17 protein-coding genes are annotated in these 19440 nt (G+C 42.3%); 12 read left to right on the top strand and 5 right to left on the bottom strand.

Features of this window, described 5'->3' with window-relative positions; all coding sequences use genetic code 11:
- The first annotated feature begins 5 nt into the window (after positions 1-5).
- From B6N13_RS10980 to B6N13_RS10960, 5 genes are all read left to right on the top strand, one after another.
- On the top strand, positions 6-626 hold the full coding sequence (locus B6N13_RS10980) for an L-threonylcarbamoyladenylate synthase (protein ID WP_048814100.1): 621 nt from the start codon (positions 6-8) through the stop codon (positions 624-626).
- Between the two features lie 115 nt (positions 627-741).
- The gene (gene rluB / locus B6N13_RS10975) at positions 742-1644 is read left to right on the top strand and encodes a 23S rRNA pseudouridine(2605) synthase RluB (RefSeq protein WP_012071064.1); all 903 of its coding nucleotides are present in this window, start codon (positions 742-744) and stop codon (positions 1642-1644) included.
- Between the two features lie 29 nt (positions 1645-1673).
- Positions 1674-2129: a DUF1499 domain-containing protein gene (locus B6N13_RS10970; RefSeq protein ID WP_012071063.1), complete on the top strand. Its 456-nt coding sequence runs from the start codon at positions 1674-1676 to the stop codon at positions 2127-2129.
- A gap of 64 nt (positions 2130-2193) precedes the next feature.
- The gene (locus B6N13_RS10965; RefSeq protein ID WP_012071062.1) at positions 2194-2913 is read left to right on the top strand and encodes a response regulator; all 720 of its coding nucleotides are present in this window, start codon (positions 2194-2196) and stop codon (positions 2911-2913) included.
- Positions 2914-2919: 6 nt separating this feature from the next.
- Entirely contained in the window at positions 2920-4434 is a 1515-nt protein-coding gene (locus B6N13_RS10960) for an ATP-binding protein (protein WP_169459378.1), read from the top strand.
- 231 nt (positions 4435-4665) lie between these two features.
- Here B6N13_RS10960 and B6N13_RS10955 read toward each other — a convergent pair whose 3' ends face one another.
- On the bottom strand, positions 4666-5592 hold the full coding sequence (locus B6N13_RS10955; RefSeq protein WP_012071060.1) for a LysR family transcriptional regulator: 927 nt from the start codon (positions 5590-5592) through the stop codon (positions 4666-4668).
- A gap of 88 nt (positions 5593-5680) precedes the next feature.
- The gene (argF, locus tag B6N13_RS10950; RefSeq protein WP_169459377.1) at positions 5681-6586 is read right to left on the bottom strand and encodes an ornithine carbamoyltransferase; all 906 of its coding nucleotides are present in this window, start codon (positions 6584-6586) and stop codon (positions 5681-5683) included.
- A 243-nt stretch (positions 6587-6829) separates the two neighbouring features.
- On the opposite strand from argF, the gene grxD reads away from it, so the two are divergent.
- Positions 6830-7159: a Grx4 family monothiol glutaredoxin gene (gene grxD, locus B6N13_RS10945; protein WP_012071058.1), complete on the top strand. Its 330-nt coding sequence runs from the start codon at positions 6830-6832 to the stop codon at positions 7157-7159.
- A 71-nt stretch (positions 7160-7230) separates the two neighbouring features.
- Positions 7231-7854 carry a peroxiredoxin gene (locus B6N13_RS10940; RefSeq protein ID WP_012071057.1) on the top strand — a complete coding sequence of 208 codons (624 nt, stop codon included), beginning with the start codon at positions 7231-7233 and terminating at the stop codon, positions 7852-7854.
- 131 nt (positions 7855-7985) lie between these two features.
- Here the strand turns inward: B6N13_RS10940 and B6N13_RS10935 are convergent, their stop codons facing one another.
- From B6N13_RS10935 to B6N13_RS10925, 3 genes are all read right to left on the bottom strand, one after another.
- The gene (locus B6N13_RS10935) at positions 7986-8375 is read right to left on the bottom strand and encodes a VOC family protein (RefSeq protein WP_169459376.1); all 390 of its coding nucleotides are present in this window, start codon (positions 8373-8375) and stop codon (positions 7986-7988) included.
- 26 nt (positions 8376-8401) lie between these two features.
- Positions 8402-9352, bottom strand: a complete 951-nt coding sequence (locus tag B6N13_RS10930; protein ID WP_012071055.1) for a LysR family transcriptional regulator — start codon at positions 9350-9352, stop codon at positions 8402-8404.
- A gap of 114 nt (positions 9353-9466) precedes the next feature.
- Positions 9467-10354: a LysR substrate-binding domain-containing protein gene (locus tag B6N13_RS10925; protein WP_012071054.1), complete on the bottom strand. Its 888-nt coding sequence runs from the start codon at positions 10352-10354 to the stop codon at positions 9467-9469.
- Positions 10355-10619: 265 nt separating this feature from the next.
- Here B6N13_RS10925 and B6N13_RS10920 point away from each other — a divergent pair, with 265 nt between their 5' ends.
- The 5 genes from B6N13_RS10920 to B6N13_RS10900 all read left to right on the top strand — a co-directional run bounded on the left by B6N13_RS10920 (position 10620) and on the right by B6N13_RS10900 (position 19440).
- The gene (locus B6N13_RS10920) at positions 10620-11222 is read left to right on the top strand and encodes a YitT family protein (RefSeq protein WP_169459375.1); all 603 of its coding nucleotides are present in this window, start codon (positions 10620-10622) and stop codon (positions 11220-11222) included.
- Positions 11223-11578: 356 nt separating this feature from the next.
- Positions 11579-13363: an EAL domain-containing response regulator gene (locus B6N13_RS10915; RefSeq protein ID WP_169459374.1), complete on the top strand. Its 1785-nt coding sequence runs from the start codon at positions 11579-11581 to the stop codon at positions 13361-13363.
- A 78-nt stretch (positions 13364-13441) separates the two neighbouring features.
- Entirely contained in the window at positions 13442-16150 is a 2709-nt protein-coding gene (locus B6N13_RS10910; protein WP_169459373.1) for a PAS domain-containing hybrid sensor histidine kinase/response regulator, read from the top strand.
- 172 nt (positions 16151-16322) lie between these two features.
- Positions 16323-18098 (top strand): ATP-binding protein, encoded by a 1776-nt coding sequence (locus B6N13_RS10905; protein ID WP_169459372.1) that lies wholly within the window; start codon positions 16323-16325, stop codon positions 18096-18098.
- A 10-nt stretch (positions 18099-18108) separates the two neighbouring features.
- Entirely contained in the window at positions 18109-19440 is a 1332-nt protein-coding gene (locus B6N13_RS10900) for a cobyrinate a,c-diamide synthase (RefSeq protein WP_169459371.1), read from the top strand.

Raw genomic sequence — 19440 nt, 5'->3', positions numbered from 1 at the left:
ATAGGTTGAGTCAATTTTTTCAGATACACCCAGAAAATCCTCAGGCGCGTTTGGTAAAGCAAGCGGCAGAAGTGATTCGTAATGGTGGGGTTATTGCTTATCCAACCGACTGCGGGTATTCCCTTGGTTGTCATTTGGGTGATAAAGATGCGCTTGATCGAATTCGAGCCATTCGCCGTTTGGATGATAAGCACAACTTCACTTTGGTGTGTCGAGATTTGTCTGAAATATCTACTTATGCAAGATTTGATAATCGACTTTATCGTTTATTGAAAAACAATACGCCTGGCCCTTACACCTTTATTTTCAGTGCTACATCAGAAGTGCCTAGACGATTATTGCACCCGAAGAGAAAGACTATCGGCATTCGTGTTCCGAATAACAACATAGTGTCTGCTTTGTTAGAAGAGTTGGGTGAGCCTATTATGAGTTCTTCTCTTATTTTACCTGGAGAAACGGACCCAATGACAGATCCATATGATATTCGCGATACATTAGAACATGCGCTAGATTTAGTTATTGATGGAGGCTTTTGTGGGTTACAGCCGACAACTGTAGTTAAAATGGATGCAGATAGTATTGAGGTGGTTCGTGTCGGTGCAGGTGATCCTGCGCCCTTTATGTGAAATCTTTAATATTCAGCTGTCAAGGCCCACGGTGTGTGGCTTATAATGCGAAAAATGGTTAATTAATATTACTAAAACTGGGTTGCTGAGAAGCATTCCCTATATGAGGTTCGTAATGGACGAGAAGTTACAAAAAGTATTAGCAAGAGCGGGTCAGGGTTCACGTCGTGAAATGGAAACTCGTATCCGTGAAGGTCGTGTATTAGTTAATGGCGAAGTTGCCACATTGGGTGACCGCGTTAGCGTTAAAGATACGATTACAATAGACGGTTACTCTATTATTGCTACTGAAGCCGGTGAAAACCGCCGTGTTATTATTTATAACAAACCAGAAGGCGAAGTGTGTACTCGTAAAGACCCTGAGGGTCGACCTACAGTGTTTGATAAACTGCCAAAACTGCGCGGAGAGCGTTGGATTGCCGTTGGTCGTTTGGATATCAATACGTCAGGTTTGTTACTTTTCACTACTGATGGTGAATTGGCCAATCGGTTGATGCACCCATCTACTGAGATAGATCGTGAATACCTTGTCCGCGTGATGGGGGAAGTTACTGATGAAAATTTAGCCGCGTTGAAAAAAGGCGTCATTTTAGATGATGGCATTGCCAAATTTACAGATATCGTTGATGGTGGTGGTGAAGGTATTAACCGCTGGTTCTATGTTTGTTTGATGGAAGGTCGTAATCGTGAAGTTCGTCGCCTATGGGAATCTCAAGGTGTAAAAGTTAACCGTTTGAAACGAGTTCGCTTTGGCCCTGTCTTCTTACCTTCGAAAGCAAAAGTTGGCCGTTGGGTGGAAATGGAAGAAACCGATGTTAACTCATTATGCGCCATGGTTGATCTTAAATTATCGGAATTGACACCAAAAACCCAGCAAGAAAAATTAGAATTAAAACGCCACAAAAACAAAGCAACTGCAGGCGGAGCTCGCCGTGCACCACCTAAGGGTTTTGATTGGCAGAGCAATGACAAACCTGAGTTTAAACCTAAAAAACCAGGTAAAAGATCGTTTCGTTAAGATGAAAATTGCCTAGGAGTTGTAGAAGCATGGTTCGCTGGATAATTACATTGATTGTTGCCTTGTTCGTAGGCTTTTTTATATACGTCAATATAAGTAATAAATTGCCTGAAGGACTTGGAATAACGGATGGCGAATTGCTGTCTTGTCCTTCTTCTCCGAACTGTGTATCAACTCAAGCATCTCCGGAAGATGTGGAGCATTACGCAGAACCTATAATTTACACAGGTAACCGTATGAAGACTCAGTTGTCTATTGAGTCATTCATCTTAAGCAAAGGGAATGCTCATCTAGTTAGTAGTACACTAGGTTATGTTCACTTTGAAGTGAAAAGTGCTTTGATTGGCTATATTGACGATGTTGAGTTTTATCTACCGGAGGGTGATAGTGTTGTTCATATGCGTTCAGCTTCCCGTGTAGGTTACTCTGATTTTGGTAATAACCGCGAGAGAGTTAGACAAATTCGAAGTCTTCTAGTAGATTGATTTTAAACGAATTGATTTTAAGTCACTAAAACTAAAAATGATAACAACTGGACGAGGATTGCCCATGAGCATAGATGACAACAGAACCATTTTGATTGTTGAAGACGATGAGCGTTTGGCGTTACTCACTCAAGAGTATTTGCAAAAAAATGGCTTTACTGTTGGGATCGAGCCTGATGGACGCAAAGCTATTTCCCGTATTGTTGAGGAACAGCCATCTTTGGTTATTCTAGATCTTATGTTGCCGGGCGCAGATGGTTTTACGGTGTGCAGAAGTGTACGCAATGACTACAAAGGACCTATTCTGATGTTAACTGCTCGTAGTGACGATGTTGATCAGATATTAGGTTTAGAAATAGGTGCGGATGATTATGTATCTAAACCTGCTAAGCCAAGAGTGTTGTTGGCTCGAGTTCAATCTTTGCTACGTCGCAGTACGCAGGATGTAGATTTGACGCTTGATCTTTCCAAGGAAGAGCAAAACTTAACTTTTGGGCCGCTAACAATTGATAACTCTCGCCGTGAAGCTTGGTTACTTGAAGAAGAAATCGAACTAACGAGTGCCGAGTTTGATTTGTTATGGTTGCTGTCTAGTAATGCAGGTCGTATTTTAAGCCGAGAAGAAATTTTTGGTGAATTGCGTGGCATTGAATACGATGGTCAGGATCGCTCGGTTGACGTTAGAATCTCTCGTATACGTTCAAAAATAGGCGATGATCCAATTCATCCTCGCCGTATAAAGACTATTCGCAGTAAAGGCTACCTGTTCGTAAAAGAAGTATAGAATAGAATGCGAGCTGAAATGTGGCGGTTATATCGACACCTTATTTTTGGAGGTGTCGTTATTGTGGCGTGTTGTTACATCGTCATGGAATTCACCCAAATTCGTTTTGGCGCATCAAGAGTTGAGCAATCGCTTTGTGTTGATGCTGAAATCAGCTCTGTCTTACTTCTTTCAGGTATTCAAAAAGATCTTCCCGATTCCCAATTTAGTTGGACCTCCCAATCCTCTAAACCGTTTTCAATCGCGGCTCTCTCTTCTCTTGTTACGGAAAAAAAATGGCTTAAATTACCTGATAATAGCTATCAGATTGCATTTGGAGAAACTAATGAGCCAGTTCTTATAGGACATGCTAATCAAGCTCGTCCACTTTTTAAAATAGAGTCTCTGCTAGCACAGTTTTTGCTAGCAAATGATATTTCCTATTCTGACAAAGTTACCTTATTGAAAAGTATGTCTTGTCTTTCTATGGAGGAGATTTCTACCAAGGTTGCTGGTCCATTAACTGCCGTAGCTCTAGTGAGTGGTTCCTATAGTGAATATGGCTTTGTCTGGAAAGATAAGGATACAAATACCCCCGTTTATTTGTCTGTTGTTCATGATGATAATGTGTCTTTGACTTTAATTGTAGTCATTGTTGTTGGTGTTGGTATTGCAATTATGCTGATGCTAATTTGGCGTGAGCTTATCTCCTTAGACTTTAAGCGCAAAACTTTCGAAAGTATTACTCGTCAAATTGCTCGTGGCCGAAGTGGATTACCGAAAGGCATTCCTGACAGTAGTGGAACGCTAAAAGAGTTAGCATATTCTTTTGACTCGATGTCTTCTCATATTCAACGATTACTAAAAGTTCAACGTGAAATGATAAATGCCATTTCTCATGAGTTGCGAACGCCTATTGCCCGTTTACGATTTGGGTTGGAGGTGATGAAGGACGAGGTCGATGATAGTGTCGCTAAAACTATTGAAGCCCTTGAGGGTGATGTTGAAGAACTAAATACACTGGTTGATGAAGTGTTAACTTACGGGAAGTTGGAAGCTGGTTCATTGGCGCTGAATTTCAAAGAAATTTCTATTTCTCAACTGGTTGGTGATATTTTACAGCATAATCATTTATTGCTTCAGCATCTCTGTGTCGAGGTAAATATAGATGAAACAGATTTGGTTGTAGCAGATGAGCATCATTTGAGTCGAGCGTTACAGAACCTTATTTTAAATGCCTCAAAATACGCAGCAGGTAAGATAGTAATTACTTTCTCTCATGATGAAGAGCGTTGGCAGTTAGATATTGAAGATGATGGGCCAGGTATAGCATTTGAAGATAGAGACAAGGTCTTTATTCCTTTTCAGCGATTAGATAACAGTCGTACACGAGCTTCAGGTGGCTATGGATTAGGTTTGGCGATTGTTCAGCGTATTGCTTTTTGGCATGGTGGTGCAGTATTGATTGATGCCAGTGAATCAGGTGGTGCTAAATTTAGTTTGATTTGGTCGCGTAATCAGCATCAGAACTCTTTGTCCTGATGCTGTACTTGTAACGATTACTACGCTTGCCAATACTTTGTTAAAGTAGACTCGCTTATTTATGGATTTAGCAACATTGGCTCATTTATAGCCCATAACTCATAACCCCGGCTTTGACTTCCTGTATCGCCCGAATAACTACATCCATGTAGTTATTCATTTATTCTTCTATTTTTCCTAGTCTAGGCTTCGCTCGTGAAATCATTTGAAAGTTGGTTTTGAGTGATGTTTTTAAAGTTCTGGAGCTAGAATGCCTTTTAGATTCTTAAAGCAAGTTTTTGATGCGGTAGAAATCAAATCATCCATATAGGCGTTTTCACGCTGATCTTTTCTTATTGCCAAATAGAGTTTACACCAAACGCCTTCTTCACCTAACGACTTGGTAATGACATATTGTCGGTTGGTGTATTCTGTTAATGCCCAGTTTGGTAAGCAACAGACACCGCGGCCGCTTGCCACTAACTGCATCATCATCAGCGTCAACTCACTATGACGAATTTTAGCCGGTGACACGTCCGCTGGGTTGAGGAAGTGTTTAAAAATATCCAAGCGTTCCGTTTCGACTGGATAGGTAATAAGTGTTTCTTTCGCAAAATCTTCAGGTGTTAGAAATTCTTTTTTTGCCAGAGCGTGATGTCTGGATAAGGCGACCTGAGACTCATATTGAAACAATGGGATGTATTCAATATTTGGAATGTCTTGTGGATCGGATGTCACTACTAAATCTAAATCACCGCGGGCAAGAGCTGGTAATGGCATGAAACCAAAGGCTGTAGAAAGGTCGAGCTCGACATCCGGCCAATGTTCGCGGAAGTGATCAATAGTCGGCATAAGCCACTCATAGCAACTGTGGCATTCGATGGCTATATGCAAACGGCCACTTTCCCCTTCAGCGAAGCGTTGTATATCGCGCTGGGCGGAACGGAATGAAAGTAGCACATCATCAGCTAATTGTAATAGACGCAATCCAGCGCTAGTAAAACGTACTGGCTTCGTTTTTCGAATGAAAAGCGGACATCCTAGCTTTTCTTCAAGATCTTTAAGTTGGTGAGATAAAGCTGATTGCGTCAAGTGAACTCGTTCGGCCGCTTCGACTAAGCTGCCGGTTTCTCTAAGTGCGGTCAGTGTTTTTAAATGCCTAACTTCAATAATGCTCATAGTAATTCACGGTTGATGCGTCTTTTTAATGTTTGGGGGCAAAAAAAAGCTCGTAGGGAAGGGGATCCTTACGAGCCTTGATATTGTGTTAGTGGCAGAGCAAAAATTCAAGCAGTGCTTTTTGTGCGTGCAAACGGTTTTCTGCCTCATCCCAAACAACACAGTCTGGATGATCTATTACATCGGCAGATACTTCTTCGCCTCGGTGAGCTGGCAGGCAGTGCATGAATAATGCATCGTGATTAGCCTTAGCCATTAGCTCGGCATTCACTTGGAAGCCATCAAAGTCTTTTAAGCGCTGTTCTTGCTCGTCTTCTTGGCCCATAGAGGCAAATACATCAGTGACAATTAGATCCGCGCCTGTGGCTGCTTCATGCGCATTGTGAAGCACAGTTACTCGATCGGCGTGTTCTGCAACCAAATCAGCATTGGGTTCATAGCCTACAGGGCAAGCAACGACTAATTGGAAGTCGAGCATAGCTGCTGCATTAATGTATGAATTACACATGTTATTGCCATCACCAACCCAGACGACTTTTTTACCCTCGATAGAGCCGCGGTGTTCCTGATACGTTTGCATATCAGCAAGCAGTTGGCATGGATGATAGTCATCAGTCAAAGCATTAATAACAGGAACCGACGAGTATTTAGCAAAGGTTTCAACGGTTTTATGATCGAAGGTTCGGATCATTACGGCATCAACCATGCTTGAAATAACGCGCGCGCTATCTTCAACTGGTTCGCCACGTCCCAATTGTGTATCTCGAGATGAAAGAAATAGCGCATGACCGCCAAATTGAGCCATACCCGCTTCAAAAGAAACTCGAGTTCGGGTCGATGACTTTTCAAATATCATCGCTAAAACTCGGTTTTTCAGCGGTTGAAATAGAGTGCCTTCGTGATGGATTTTCTTAAGCTCTGAAGCTCGTAGTAGTAACTGTTTTAACTCGTCAGAAGATAGATCCTTCAGAGTAAGAAAATGTCTAGGCGACACGCTAGGACTCCTTGTATGTCTTTGGAAAAAGGTAATCGACCAATTTAATACACTCAGGTAGGCGAGTAAAGAGCAATTAACAAGAGAAAGTCGAAAGGAAAGCTTCTTTTTGGGGTTGTAAATACACCACGAGACCCAATAAACTGATGCAAGTTTAATGAATTTAATAGACTTGAATTTAGTAAGGGCATTAATAATTGATTTACCCTTATGAATAGACAGTTGCAGAGCGAGGTTTTTAGCATGAGTAATACAATCGAAACAATTAAAGAGCAGATTAGCAGTAACGATATTTTGTTGTACATGAAAGGTAATCCTCGCGCTCCGCAGTGCGGGTTTTCATCTCAGGCGGTGCAAGCACTAATGTCCTGTGGCGAGCGTTTTGCATTTGTAAATATCCTAGATAATCCTGATATTCGTGCTGAGCTTCCAAAATTTGCTAACTGGCCAACTTTCCCACAACTTTGGGTGAAAGGTGAACTAGTAGGTGGATGCGATATTATCGTTGAAATGGCTGCAAATGGTGAGTTACAAACTTTGATAAAAGATGCAGTAGGTTCTTCAGAAGAATAAGTTTTCGTCACTATATAAATTGAGTGGCAGTATTGGTTATTAAACACTAAGCGAAAAAGGAGACGTTAGAAATGTCTATTTTAGTTGGTAAAAAAGCGCCAGATTTTACAGTTCCAGCCGTATTGGCAGATGGTCAAATTGTTGATTCTTTCAATCTTGCTGAAACGATCAAAGGCAAATATGCAATCGTGTTCTTCTATCCATTAGATTTCACATTCGTATGTCCTTCAGAAATCATCGCTATGTCTCACCGCATGGATAAATTCCGCGAAATGGGTGTAGAAGTAATTGGTGTTTCTATCGATTCTCATTTTACTCACAATGCTTGGCGTAACACTCCAGTTGAGCAAGGTGGTATCGGTGCAGTTGAATATACGCTAGCTGCAGATATGGACCACGCAATTGCAAAAGCATATGGCATTGAGTCAGAAGGTGGTGATTCTTACTACCCAGCTGGTGTTGCTATGCGTGCGTCTTTTGTTATCGACCAAAAAGGTATTGTTCGTTCACAAGTAGTAAACGATGAGCCAATTGGCCGTAACATGGATGAATTGGTTCGTATCGTTGATGCGCTGCAATTCTTCGAAGAAAATGGTCAAGTTTGTCCAGCTGGTTGGAACAAAGGCGATAAAGGTATGAATACTTCTCCAGAAGGTGTTGCATCTTACCTAGCTGAAAATTCTAAATCTCTATAAGACTTTTTGTTTTATAGCAAGAAAAAGAACAGAGCGCCCATTGCTGAAAAGTAGTGGGCGTTTTTTATTTGAGTTACTGGCTTTAGGTGCTGATTTTAAATGCCGATTTATAAGTGCTGGATTTATTGGGGCTATAGCTCGTAAAGCTCAAGTGGTAAGTCGTCTGGATCGGCAAAGAAAGTAAAACGTTTGCCAGTCAGTTCATCCAATCGAATGTCTTCCGTGATCACGCCTTGTTGATTTAGATGTTTAATACAGTCTTCTAAATTTTCTACTGCAAAGGCGAGGTGTCTTAAGCCTTGCGCCTCAGGCCGAGAAGGACGTGCTGGTGGTGATGGAAATGAGAAAAGCTCAATTTGTTGTTGGTCATTAATGGCAAGGTCTAATTTATAAGACTGACGTTCTTCTCTATAAGTCTCTTCTAGTATGCGAAAGCCAAGAATCTCACTATAGAATCGTTTTGAGACCAAATAGTCAGAGCAAATGATGGCGACGTGATGAACATGAGAAACGTTGAACATAGTTTTGTGTCTTCTGATAGCTCTTATTATTTAGCTTGTGCTTTTAGCTCATTTGCTACATCAATGACTTGTCTTCTGAACCAAATATGACTGGCATCGTGATGTAGTAGCGGGCTCCAAATCATTTTTAGTTCAATTTCTGGAATATCGAATGGTGGATCAAGAATGACTAAATCAGGGTTCTTTTTATTAACCATAGCGACTTTTTTGGGAAGGGTGGCAATAAGGTCTTGCTCAAGAGCCAGGTGCATCGCGGTATGGTAACTTCTAGTAAACACCCGAATGCTGCGTTTATGATCAAGAGCTTGTAGTGCCTCATCAACCCAGCCTAATTTCTGTACGTCGTTTGGATCCATGCCGACACCCACACCAAAGCCTGTTTTACTCACCCAAATGTGCTGGGCTTGTAAGTATGCTTCAATATCAAAATGGTCTTTGACAGGATTTTTTGAGCTCATCATGCAGACAAAGGTATCAAACCAGACACTTTTTTGATGGAAGGATTGAGGTAATTCTTCGAAACGGTTAATGGCCATATCGATTTTGCCAGCCTCAACATCATGAAAGGTGACATCACTTGGCGTCATTATGTCGAGCGTAATGCCAGGTGCAAATTCCCGTAGACGATTAAGTAGTCGTGGAATAACGGTTGAAGCGGCATAGTCACTTGCCATGATACGAAATACACGTGTACTAATACTTTCGTTAAAGTCTGCTTCTGGCTGCAGAGCTTCTTCTAGTTCTAATAGAACTTTGCGCACGATAGGTTGTAGGCGTAAGGCTTTCTCAGTTGGCTTCATGCCTTCACTAGTGCGGACTAGCAGTGGGTCGCTTAATAAATCTCTTAGTCGCTTTAAGCCATTGCTCATTGCAGGCTGTGTGATGTTTAGCTGATTTGCAGAGCGCGTAACGTTGCATTCTCGCAGTAAGACATCGAGATAAATAAGGAGATTAAGATCTATTTTATTAATATTCATAATTTTTATGTAATTCGCATAATTTATATATTTTATGAATTTATTGTATTGACCTTTGCGTAAACTTCAACTGTAAATGCTAAATAATCTAGCAAAGGTCTTAAAACGTATATTTTATGTATTTGGTAGGATTGGCACTGTACAGCATAGATCGATAAAGCGCTGGGCGTTTTGGGTTAGCGCGGTATTCTTTGGTGTGACAATTAATAGGTTTCGGTTTAACTCTAATGGTGTCTGATAAAGACGTATTAGGCCAGCGTTGAGTTCTTGGGATATAGCCATACGAGACAAACAGCCAAGTCCCATTTGATGAATGACAGCTTGTTTCACCGCTTCCATATGAGCAAGAGAAAGGACGACATTAAGTTGTGGAATTTGAGCGGCGGTGGCTTGTTCTAATATATTGCGAGTGCCAGAGCCGGATTCGCGCATTACCCAGCTGGCTTCTTTTAAATCTTCCCAAGATAAATTCTTAGGGCGTTCTTCTTCAGCGGAACCAAATACCACAAGTTCGTCTTTTAACCATACTTGGGTCATCAATTCTGCGTGTTGGCAGTAGCCTTCTATAAAACCGACTTCAGCTTTGCCTGTGAGTAATTGTTGAATCACACTTTGTGTATTGCCAATGTCTAAGTTAAAACGAATGTTAGGATGTTGACGTTTAAATAAAGACATCTGTTTAGGCAGAAGATAATTACCAACACTCACACTGGCAGCCAAATGCAACGAGCCGCTTAGCTCATCTTCGTTGCCCATGCTCTCGATTTGTTCTATTTGACTGAGAACTGCGCGAGCTTGTGGTAGGAGGTGCCTTGCTTGTGGTGTTATTTGTAAACGTTTGCCATGGCGGCGGAAAAGAGGCCTGCCTAAAAGAGCTTCTAGCTCTCTTAGTGCCTGGCTTGCAGCAGGTTGGCTGATAGAAACCATTTCTGCAGCAGCAGTAACGGATCCGGTGTGAACAACCGCTTCAAAAATTTGTAATTGTCTAAGTGTGATTCTCATTTGGCTATTGTAGCCTTGTTTCTGTTTTGATGAGTAGTGCTATTCGCTTCCCTTGTGATAAATGATCCAAGAAGTAAATAAAAGTCCATAAGCAATTGTATATTCTGAAGTTATGGTATGAAATGTGCTTCAGTTTTAACTGATAAACTCAGAGCTGAATTTACTGAATTGAATGTGGTCTGTGTTATCCGCTTTCACAAGAAGCGATTTTTACAAACCTTTGTTATTAACCAAAAGTTAATACGAATCTTGTTAAGGATGTTTTATGAAAACCACTCATCGTTGGCTCTCTATTATTGAGGGCTGTCTGCTTGTTGCCTTAGGCTTGCATATTCTAAATTCTGCTGGGTTGCTTATTAGCGGTACTGCAGGCGCTGGAATGATTCTGTTGCGGGTTACTGATTTATCTTTTGGGCAGTTGTTTTTCTTGCTTAATATTCCTTTTTACATATTAGCTTGGTACACACTAGGGCGAGACTTTACTTTACGTACCTTTGCCAGTGTTAGTTTGTTGTCTTTACTTTCTGAACTGATGAAACACTATGTTGCTCTATCGATGCATCCTCTTTTATCGGGTGCCCTAGGTGGCTTATTAGTTGGTTTTGGGCTGATTATCTTGTTCCGCCATAATGCTTCTTTAGGCGGACTGAATATCTTATCTGTGTATTTAGAGCGACGATTTGGCGTTCATGCAAGCAAAACAACGTTAGTTGCGGATATTGCAGTATTGATGGCGGCGGTGGTGTTTCTTGATTGGGGCCATTTAGCCTATTCGCTACTTGCGTTCTTATTATTAAGTTCAGTAGTTGGCCGTTATCATCGTCCACCAAAGTGGGCGCAAATAGTGATGGTAGACGCTAAAGTTTAAGGTATAAAGTCGATCTTTACTTTTGATTATACTCATTTTTACTGGTCGTTTTGTCAGTGTACTAATGTGGACTTTTCTTGATCCACATTAGTACATGCCCTGAATCTAGCTTGTATATTTCCTCTCTTCAGAGCTTTAATGAATTTTCATTTAAGATTCTTGTTCAATCTGGTTTTATTCTGTACTTTGGATCATTGTCTAATTTTTATGCTAGGCTTTTTTATATCTAACTTAGATGGATATTTGATAAGAAACAGGGGTAGTATTTAGGGGCATTATTTAATAATTGTTCAATCGTGGCGTTTTAATTACTTCATTTAAGTGATTGTTAAATCATAGAAAAGGCATAGCTAGGTATGAAGCAGTCCCCAACAGTGTTAATTGTCGATGATGTTCCAGAGAATTTACGCGTTTTAAAGGAAGTAATGGATGCATTGGATTGCCAAATTTCTGTAGCAAACTCCGGCGAACGAGCTTTGGAGCTGCTAGATAGAACCCAGCCGTGTTTGATTTTGTTAGATGTCATGATGGGGGGGATTGACGGATTCGAAACTTGTCGTCGAATTCGATGTCATCCGCATCACAAAGATGTTCCTATTATTTTTGTTACTGCGTTAGCTGATGATATTGGCCGAGGTTTTGAGGCTGGTGGCAATGACTACATAAGTAAGCCTATCCGAATTGAAGAAGTCCGCTCTAGAGTTCAGCACCAGTTGGAAAAATTCCAATTGGTGAATGAATTAAGAGAGCTTACCTTGTCACTGGAAGAGAAGGTTCGTGAGCGTACTGCTGATCTTAATTTGGTAAATCGAAACCTTCGAAAAGAAGTGAACGAAAGACGTTATATGCAAGATCGATTAAAGTATCTTGCTCAGCACGACTTCGTAACCCAACTTTATAATCGCGACGCACTAGACGAACACATATCTCATCTCATTTCTGGAGTTCAAGCTAAAACCGCTGAGCACATACCGTATTTTATTTTAATCGATGTAAACGAATTTCGTTTGATAAACGATTCATGTGGTTGTATCGCTGGCGATGAGTTATTGTATCAGTTGGCTATTATGATGAGTGAACTTGCCGATCCTCAACGAGATTTCTGTGCGCGTTTAAGTGGTGATAAATTTGCCATTGTTATTAGTAAAGGCGGTGACGAAGCCGTCGAATCTTTTTTCCGTTTACTACAAAAAGGTTTCAAGGACTTTTCATTTGTATGGGATGAGCGTCAGTTTCGAATGACGGTGACGCAAGTTGCTATTCCAATTACGCTCGATATGGTGTCTTTTGAACAAGTTGTGATGTTGGCCGACGAAATTTGCTATTCCAGCAAAAAGTCGGGTATCCATTCTAGAATTATAAAAAATGCCAAAGACCTTGCTTATGATGAGCACAGAGGCAATTTAAACTGGGGGCTGCGTATTATTGACGGCCTTGATAAAGATTTATTCGAAGTGCATTTTCAACAAGTGTGCTCATTGATTAACGATGAACCTAAGAAGAAAATAGAAATATTAGTTCGACTAAAAGACGAAGAAACGGGTGGTTTAATTTATCCCAATGACTTTATTCGAGCGGCAGAGCGTTTTGGTATCGTCTCCAAAATAGATCGCTGGGTGATTAGTAATACCATGCAGCAATTGGCAGAGCGTGCAGGTTTGTGGGACGAAATTGATCAAGTGGCGTTGAATGTGTCAGCGCTGTCAGTGCGACAGGCCAATTTTGCCGAATTCATAATTGAGCAGTTAAAGTATTATCAATTAGATGGCAGTAAATTTTGCTTTGAAATTACCGAAACTGAAGCACTTAATAATTTTTCTGATACTCGCCGGTTTATGTCTTTACTTCACGAACATGGCTGTACCATTGCTTTGGATGACTTTGGTACGGGCTTCTCGTCCTTTGCGTATTTGATGGATTTGCCATTTGATTTAATTAAAATTGATGGCATGTTTATTAAAGACATGCACGTAAATGAAATTCACTACGGTATGGTCGACTCGATTGTAAAGTTGGCTAAGATGCTCAATAAACCTGTCGTGGCCGAGTTTGTCGAAAACCAGAGTATCGTAGATAAGCTTAAGCTTTTAGGTGTTGAGTGGGGGCAGGGATATTTTTTCCATAAGCCGGAAAAGCTTTAGCACACGTTGTACTCGCGCGACTTCGTGCTGGGCTTTTAAAGTCAATAAAGTTACTTCTGGTGTTTTTAGGGATTTATCATGGATATAGAGTTTCCCATTCTACTCAAAGTGTTTGCTGGTTTATTTTGCCTAACTGCTTTTGTACTGGTTGCTTTGCAGCTCGCCTTTCTTTTTCGTTTTAAGCTATTACAGCGCCGCTATTCAAGAGCGATTCTCGCCACTAATGCAGGTGTCTGGGAGTGGTTTCCTGAAACGGGTCGTTTATATGCTTCTTCTGAATTCTTTATGCAACTTGGTTTTGAAGAACAAAAAACACCAAAGCGCCTAGAAGATTGGTTGGCGTTTTTATCATCAGAAGATCAAATAACTTTCAATACATGGAAAACTGCGTTACTCGAACAAGAAACACATCTCGCGCCTAAATCGATACGCTTACAGATTCAGAATCATCTTAATGAATGTTTTTGGATAGAGATGCGCGGTAGCGTTACTCGTAGAGATAGCCACCATCGTGTTTTGAGTGTAGCTGGGATTTTTGAAGAAATAGGCCATCTAGTTGAAACTGAAACCGCTTTGATCGTTGCACGTGAAGAAGCGCGTCGTCGAGAACTTACCTTATCCTCTCTGTTAAATAACATTCCAGATATTGTTTGGTCAAAAGATGAGCAGGGAAATTACCTCGACTGTAATCAAGCTTTTTTAGATTTTAATCAACTCACTGCGCTAGAAATAAAAGGCAAAAGTGATTTAGATTTAAATCTGGATGGTAAAGGTGCTTATTATCAAAGTGTCGGTGAGGTTCCTTTACAAACAGGCATAACATCACATGAACAAGGTTGGGGCTATCCAAAAGATGGTGGCGAGCCGTGTTTATTCGAAGTTTATCGAGTTCCAGTCATTGAACCTTCTATAAACTTTCGTGGCACATTAGGTATTGCTCGTGACATTACCGAACGCCATCAACTTTTTAATCAACTCAAGCTATTTAAAAGCTTTGCTGATAATTCCGCACAAGGTTTTGCCATGGCTACTTTGGACGGCGATATTACGTATTTTAATAAAAAAATACGTTCACTTCTTGGTGTGGGTGAAGAGGCCAGTGATGTGTCTTTGGCCGAATATAACTATCTTGAATTTTATCCTGAGGCTAGCCAAAAGTTTCTGAAAGAAACAGTGATTCCTTATGTGAGAGAGCACGGTGTTTGGGAGGGTGAGTTGCAGGCCAAGAGCTTAGACGGTCATATCTTCGCAACCTATGAAACCTATTTTTTATTGCGTGATGAAAATGGTAAGGCAACCTCTGTTGGTGACATCATGAATGATATTACCGAGCAAAAATATGTGTCTATGGAGTTGGAGCAAGCGAAAGAAGCTGCCGAGCAAGCCAGCCAGGCGAAAAGCCATTTTTTAGCTAATATGAGTCATGAAATTCGTACGCCATTAAATGCGATTATAGGCTACGCACAACTGATCAGTGAAGACAATCAATTAACCGGCGTTTCTAGAACGCGTTTTTTATCTATTGCCAGTGCTGGGCATCGTTTATTGGGCTTGATTAACGATATTTTAGACATTGCTCGAATAGAGTCCGGACGACTTGTGCTACACGAGCAAAAAGTTAATCTTTGTCGCGAAGTTAGTCAGATTAGTAAGCTCTTTCAAGGTCAAGCTCAGGAAAAAGGCCTAGAGCTTATTGTCGAGTGTGATATAGACGAGCGGCAGTTTGTCTGGATAGATCCCGTTAAATTCCAGCAAATAATTACCAACTTACTAGGCAATGCGGTGAAATTCACAGACCAAGGTTATGTGAAAGCTGTCGTTCAGATTGTCGAGGATCGTATTCATATCAGCATCGAAGATACGGGGCCAGGAATAGAAGCTGAATTAATGGATCACCTGTTCACGCCCTTTATACAGGGGAAAGCGGGGGAGGCTTCTGGTGGCACAGGGTTAGGTTTGTCTTTATCGACGACGTTAGTCAAACTGATGAACGGCACTTTATCGGTTAAAAGTAGTGAGGGTGTCGGAACACAAATTATTGTTGATTTACCCTTGTCTAAAGTCGAAGACAGCGAATCGACTGATTGTGATGACCAAGACACACTGCTTAATATGAGATTGAATGATCCCATCAAAGTTTTGGTGGCAGAAGATGATGATTGGTCCCGCGATATTTTGGTGTCTTTATTGGAAAAAGCAGGCTGTCAGATTATAGAGGCTGCGGATGGTGAGCAAGCCATTAAAGCCTTCAAAGCCAGTTCTCCAGACTTAGTTATGACTGATATTCGAATGCCCAACAAAACCGGTATAGAATTATTAAAATTCATTCAACATGAAGATCAAAAGCAACTTATTCCTGTTATTGCTGTAACTGCATCGACATTGGAGCATGAGCAGCAAGCATTATTAGACGAAGGTTTTTGGCAAGTCATTGCCAAACCCTATCAAATTGAAGATATCTACAAAGCTTTAGTAGCGCATCTTGATGTGCAGTTTGTTCCCATCAATGAAACCCCAGCAGAGCAAGATGAAGGCGCTGATCAAACGGAAGGAGCTGTCGAAATAGATAAGTCGGTTGATGGGCAACACGAGCTACAGCTTGAAGATTGGCAACCCTTGTTGATGGCAGCACAAAGTGGCGATGTACAGACAACCGAAGATGTTTTTCATCAGCTACGCCAATTCTTATCTGCAAAACAGCAAAAAGCCCTTCAAGCGGCGATCAATCAATTTGATTTGGGATTGGTAGAAACATTGATTGATAAGTATAAGACAGAGAACGAATAACCCACATCGTTTCTTCGTAGGCATGCGTTTGTTCAAGCCATGCTGTAGGCGTTAGGTTTGACATGAATCTACTGCCTCGTTAAGGTCAAACAAGACAAATCATAGCAAAAACGCCTACAATAGACGGCTTATGATTTCCTTTTCACCTTAACGAAATGCAACAGGTAGCTCAATGACCCGTTTAGCCTCTAGTGACTTTCCTTTTACCGCAGTAGCGGGGCAAGAGCCGCTTAAATTGGCGTTGATTTTGTGTGCGATTAACCCACAAATTGGCGGTGTTTTAGTCAGTGGGCCTCGTGGCTCAGCAAAGTCTACTTTAGCGCGTGGTTTATCTGGTGTAATGCCAGGATTACAAGGTGAAGATCTCGCGCCTTTTGCCACTTTACCGCTTGGTACGAGTGAGGATCGCTTGCTTGGCGCATTGGATTTAGAGCAGGTTTTACAAGACAAACAAGTGCAGTTTAAACCTGGTTTGCTTAGCAAAGCGCACGGTGGCGTCTTGTATGTGGATGAGGTGAATCTGTTGCCAGATCATCTTGTTGATCAGCTTCTAGATGTGTCGGCCAGTGGGATAAATCGTGTTGAGCGTGATGGCATCAGCCATGAACACGCGGCGCGTTTCTTATTGGTTGGTACCATGAACCCAGACGAAGGTGAATTACGTCCGCAGTTAAAAGACCGTTTTGGGTTAATGGTCGAATTAGTGAATCAATATAGCCTTGAAGAGCGCGTACAGATTGTTCGTCTGCGAGACGAATACGATCAAGATCCACAGGCTTTTTGTGAGGCGTTTAAATACAAACAACGCAACTTAAAAAACAGTATTCGTTTGGCAAGACAAGTATTAGCACAACTTAGCTGCGCTGATGAGCTGCGTTTAGAGGTTGCCAGACGTTGTCAGCTGGCCAATATTGATGGCGTGCGTGGCGACATTGTTTGGATTCGAGCCGCGATGACTCATGCTGCATGGCGTGGCGCCAAAGCGGTGTCTCTTGAAGATATTCAAGCTGTTGAAGAGTTGGTCTTGGCCCATCGCCGACAAGCGAACTCTCAGCCTCAAGCATCCAGCCCGCCACCGTCTCGCAGACCGGATTCTTCTCGGTCGCCTTCATTGAATAAAAGCCCTCAGCCACAAGATGAGCTTTCTGAAGACAATCAACACCATGATCAAGATGGCATGGGCGAGTGGGGCAGTATGCCTGCGCAAACCCTTGCCAGCAGTGCGCCAATTAGTGTCAGCTTAGATCATGACGCCAGCCTAAAGAAGGTGGATCACTCTCGTCTCGATGAGGTAACGCCGGGAAAGCTCAAAGGCAAGCAGCAGGGCGGTTATCGTCCTGATGTGGCGCCATTGCACGAAAATCAATCGGTCAATGGCATTGATTGGTTTCGAAGTATTGTGAGTCAACCGCAAGAGTGGCCACCGAAAGACTTGATCCATAAACCGAACAAAACCGGCCAAGCGGTTTTGCACTTGGTGTTATTAGATACGTCGGCATCAACCTTGAGCCAAGGCGTTTTTGCTCAAGCTAAAGGCGTGATTTTAGACATTGCCAACCGTGCGTATTTAGCACGAGAACAGATTACGATTTTAGGTTTTGGGCAGGACGGTATGTCGTCGATTTTGCCAAAAGTCCGTGCGCCAAAAGAAATCTCAGACTTACTTGATGATTTAGGTGCTGGTGGCGGTACGCCGTTTCGCGTTGCCATAGAAAACGCCAGTCAGTATTTGGTACAACAACACAAGGCAACTGCGGGATTACAGAGCCAAACTTACATATTGACCGATGGGCGCACTCAAGCGGATGTATCGGATCTTGTTCTACCGGGTAACACCGTATTGATAGATATAGAAAACGCACCGGTAAAACGTGGCCGAGGCAAAGATGTTGCCCAGCATTTGGGGGCTCAATACGTATTGTTGAGCGCTCTTTTAGAGACTATTTAGAGACTGTTTTATGACTACTGCTGTTGTTCATTGTCCCGCGCTATTTTTGACGGCTCCGGCATCGAACCAAGGAAAAACCACCATCACGGCGGCCTTGGCGCGTTATTTTACCAACCAAGGCAAAGTGGTTCGCGTGTTTAAAACCGGTCCCGATTACCTTGATCCGCAAATTTTAGCGCAAGCGTCTAAGCAACCTGTAGAGCAGTTGGATATTTGGATGGCGGGTGAAGATTATTGCCAAGACAAACTTTATCAAGCTGCGAAAGTGGCGGATTTGATCTTGGTGGAAGGTGCCATGGGCATGTTTGATGGGGAACCATCCAGTGCGGATTTAGCGGCGCGTTTTGGTATTCCCATGGCCATTGTGATGGACGTGAAAGGCATGGCGCAAACCGCGGCGGCGGTGGCCACTGGCTTGGCAAATTTTCGTGATGATGTGCAAGTGGCAGGGTTGATTGCCAACCGCTGCGGCAGCGAACGCCATGCGGAATTGATCCGCGATGCGCTACCAGCAAGTTTGCCTTTGCTTGCAACCTTAAAGCGCGATGAAGAGATTACCTTGCCTGAACGTCACTTAGGTTTGGTGCAAGCGGATGAGGTAAAAGACGAGCTAGAAGTGCGCTTTGAAGCCGCCGTTGAATGGCTAAAAGAAACACAAGATACTGGGTTGCTGGAATTACCGAGCGCGGTGCCTTTTTCTCCTGCCAGCCAAGTTGACGCCGAACAAGCCATTGAGCAAAGCTTACTGGGTAAAACTATTGCGGTTGCCAAAGACTCGGCGTTCAGCTTTATCTACGATGCTAATCTGATTGCGCTAAAAAACTTAGGCGCTAACGTGGTGTTTTTCTCACCATTGCATGATCAAGTTTTACCTGATGCCGATGCGCTTTGGTTACCGGGCGGTTATCCTGAATTACACACCAAAGCATTGTCAGAAAACACAACAATGCGCCAAGCGATCAAAGACTTTTTCCAAACCGGCAAAGGTATTTTGGCAGAATGCGGTGGCATGCTGTATAGCTTGGATGATTTAACTGATTTGGATAATCAGTGTTATCCAATGTTGGGGATTTTAGAAGGCCAAGGTGCAATGCGCGGCAAACGTGGCTGCCAAGGTATGCAAACGGCGGTGATTCCGCAAGGTGAAATTCGTGGTCATGCTCACCATAGATCTCGCAGTGCCAATACGCCAGACCCCGTGGGTTATGGTCGTCGACAACGACACCCAGCGCCAGGGGAAGCGATTTATCAGCAAAAAGGGCTAACCGCCAGTTATTTGCATTTGTTCTTTCCTTCGAATCTTGATGTCACCGCCAAGATTTTTTTAGGAAAAGGTAACTAA

It is taken from the genome of Marinomonas sp. UCMA 3892 (assembly GCF_012726345.1).
In the GTDB taxonomy this organism is placed as follows: domain Bacteria; phylum Pseudomonadota; class Gammaproteobacteria; order Pseudomonadales; family Marinomonadaceae; genus Marinomonas.
This window is presented reverse-complemented; position numbering and strand designations above follow the sequence as displayed.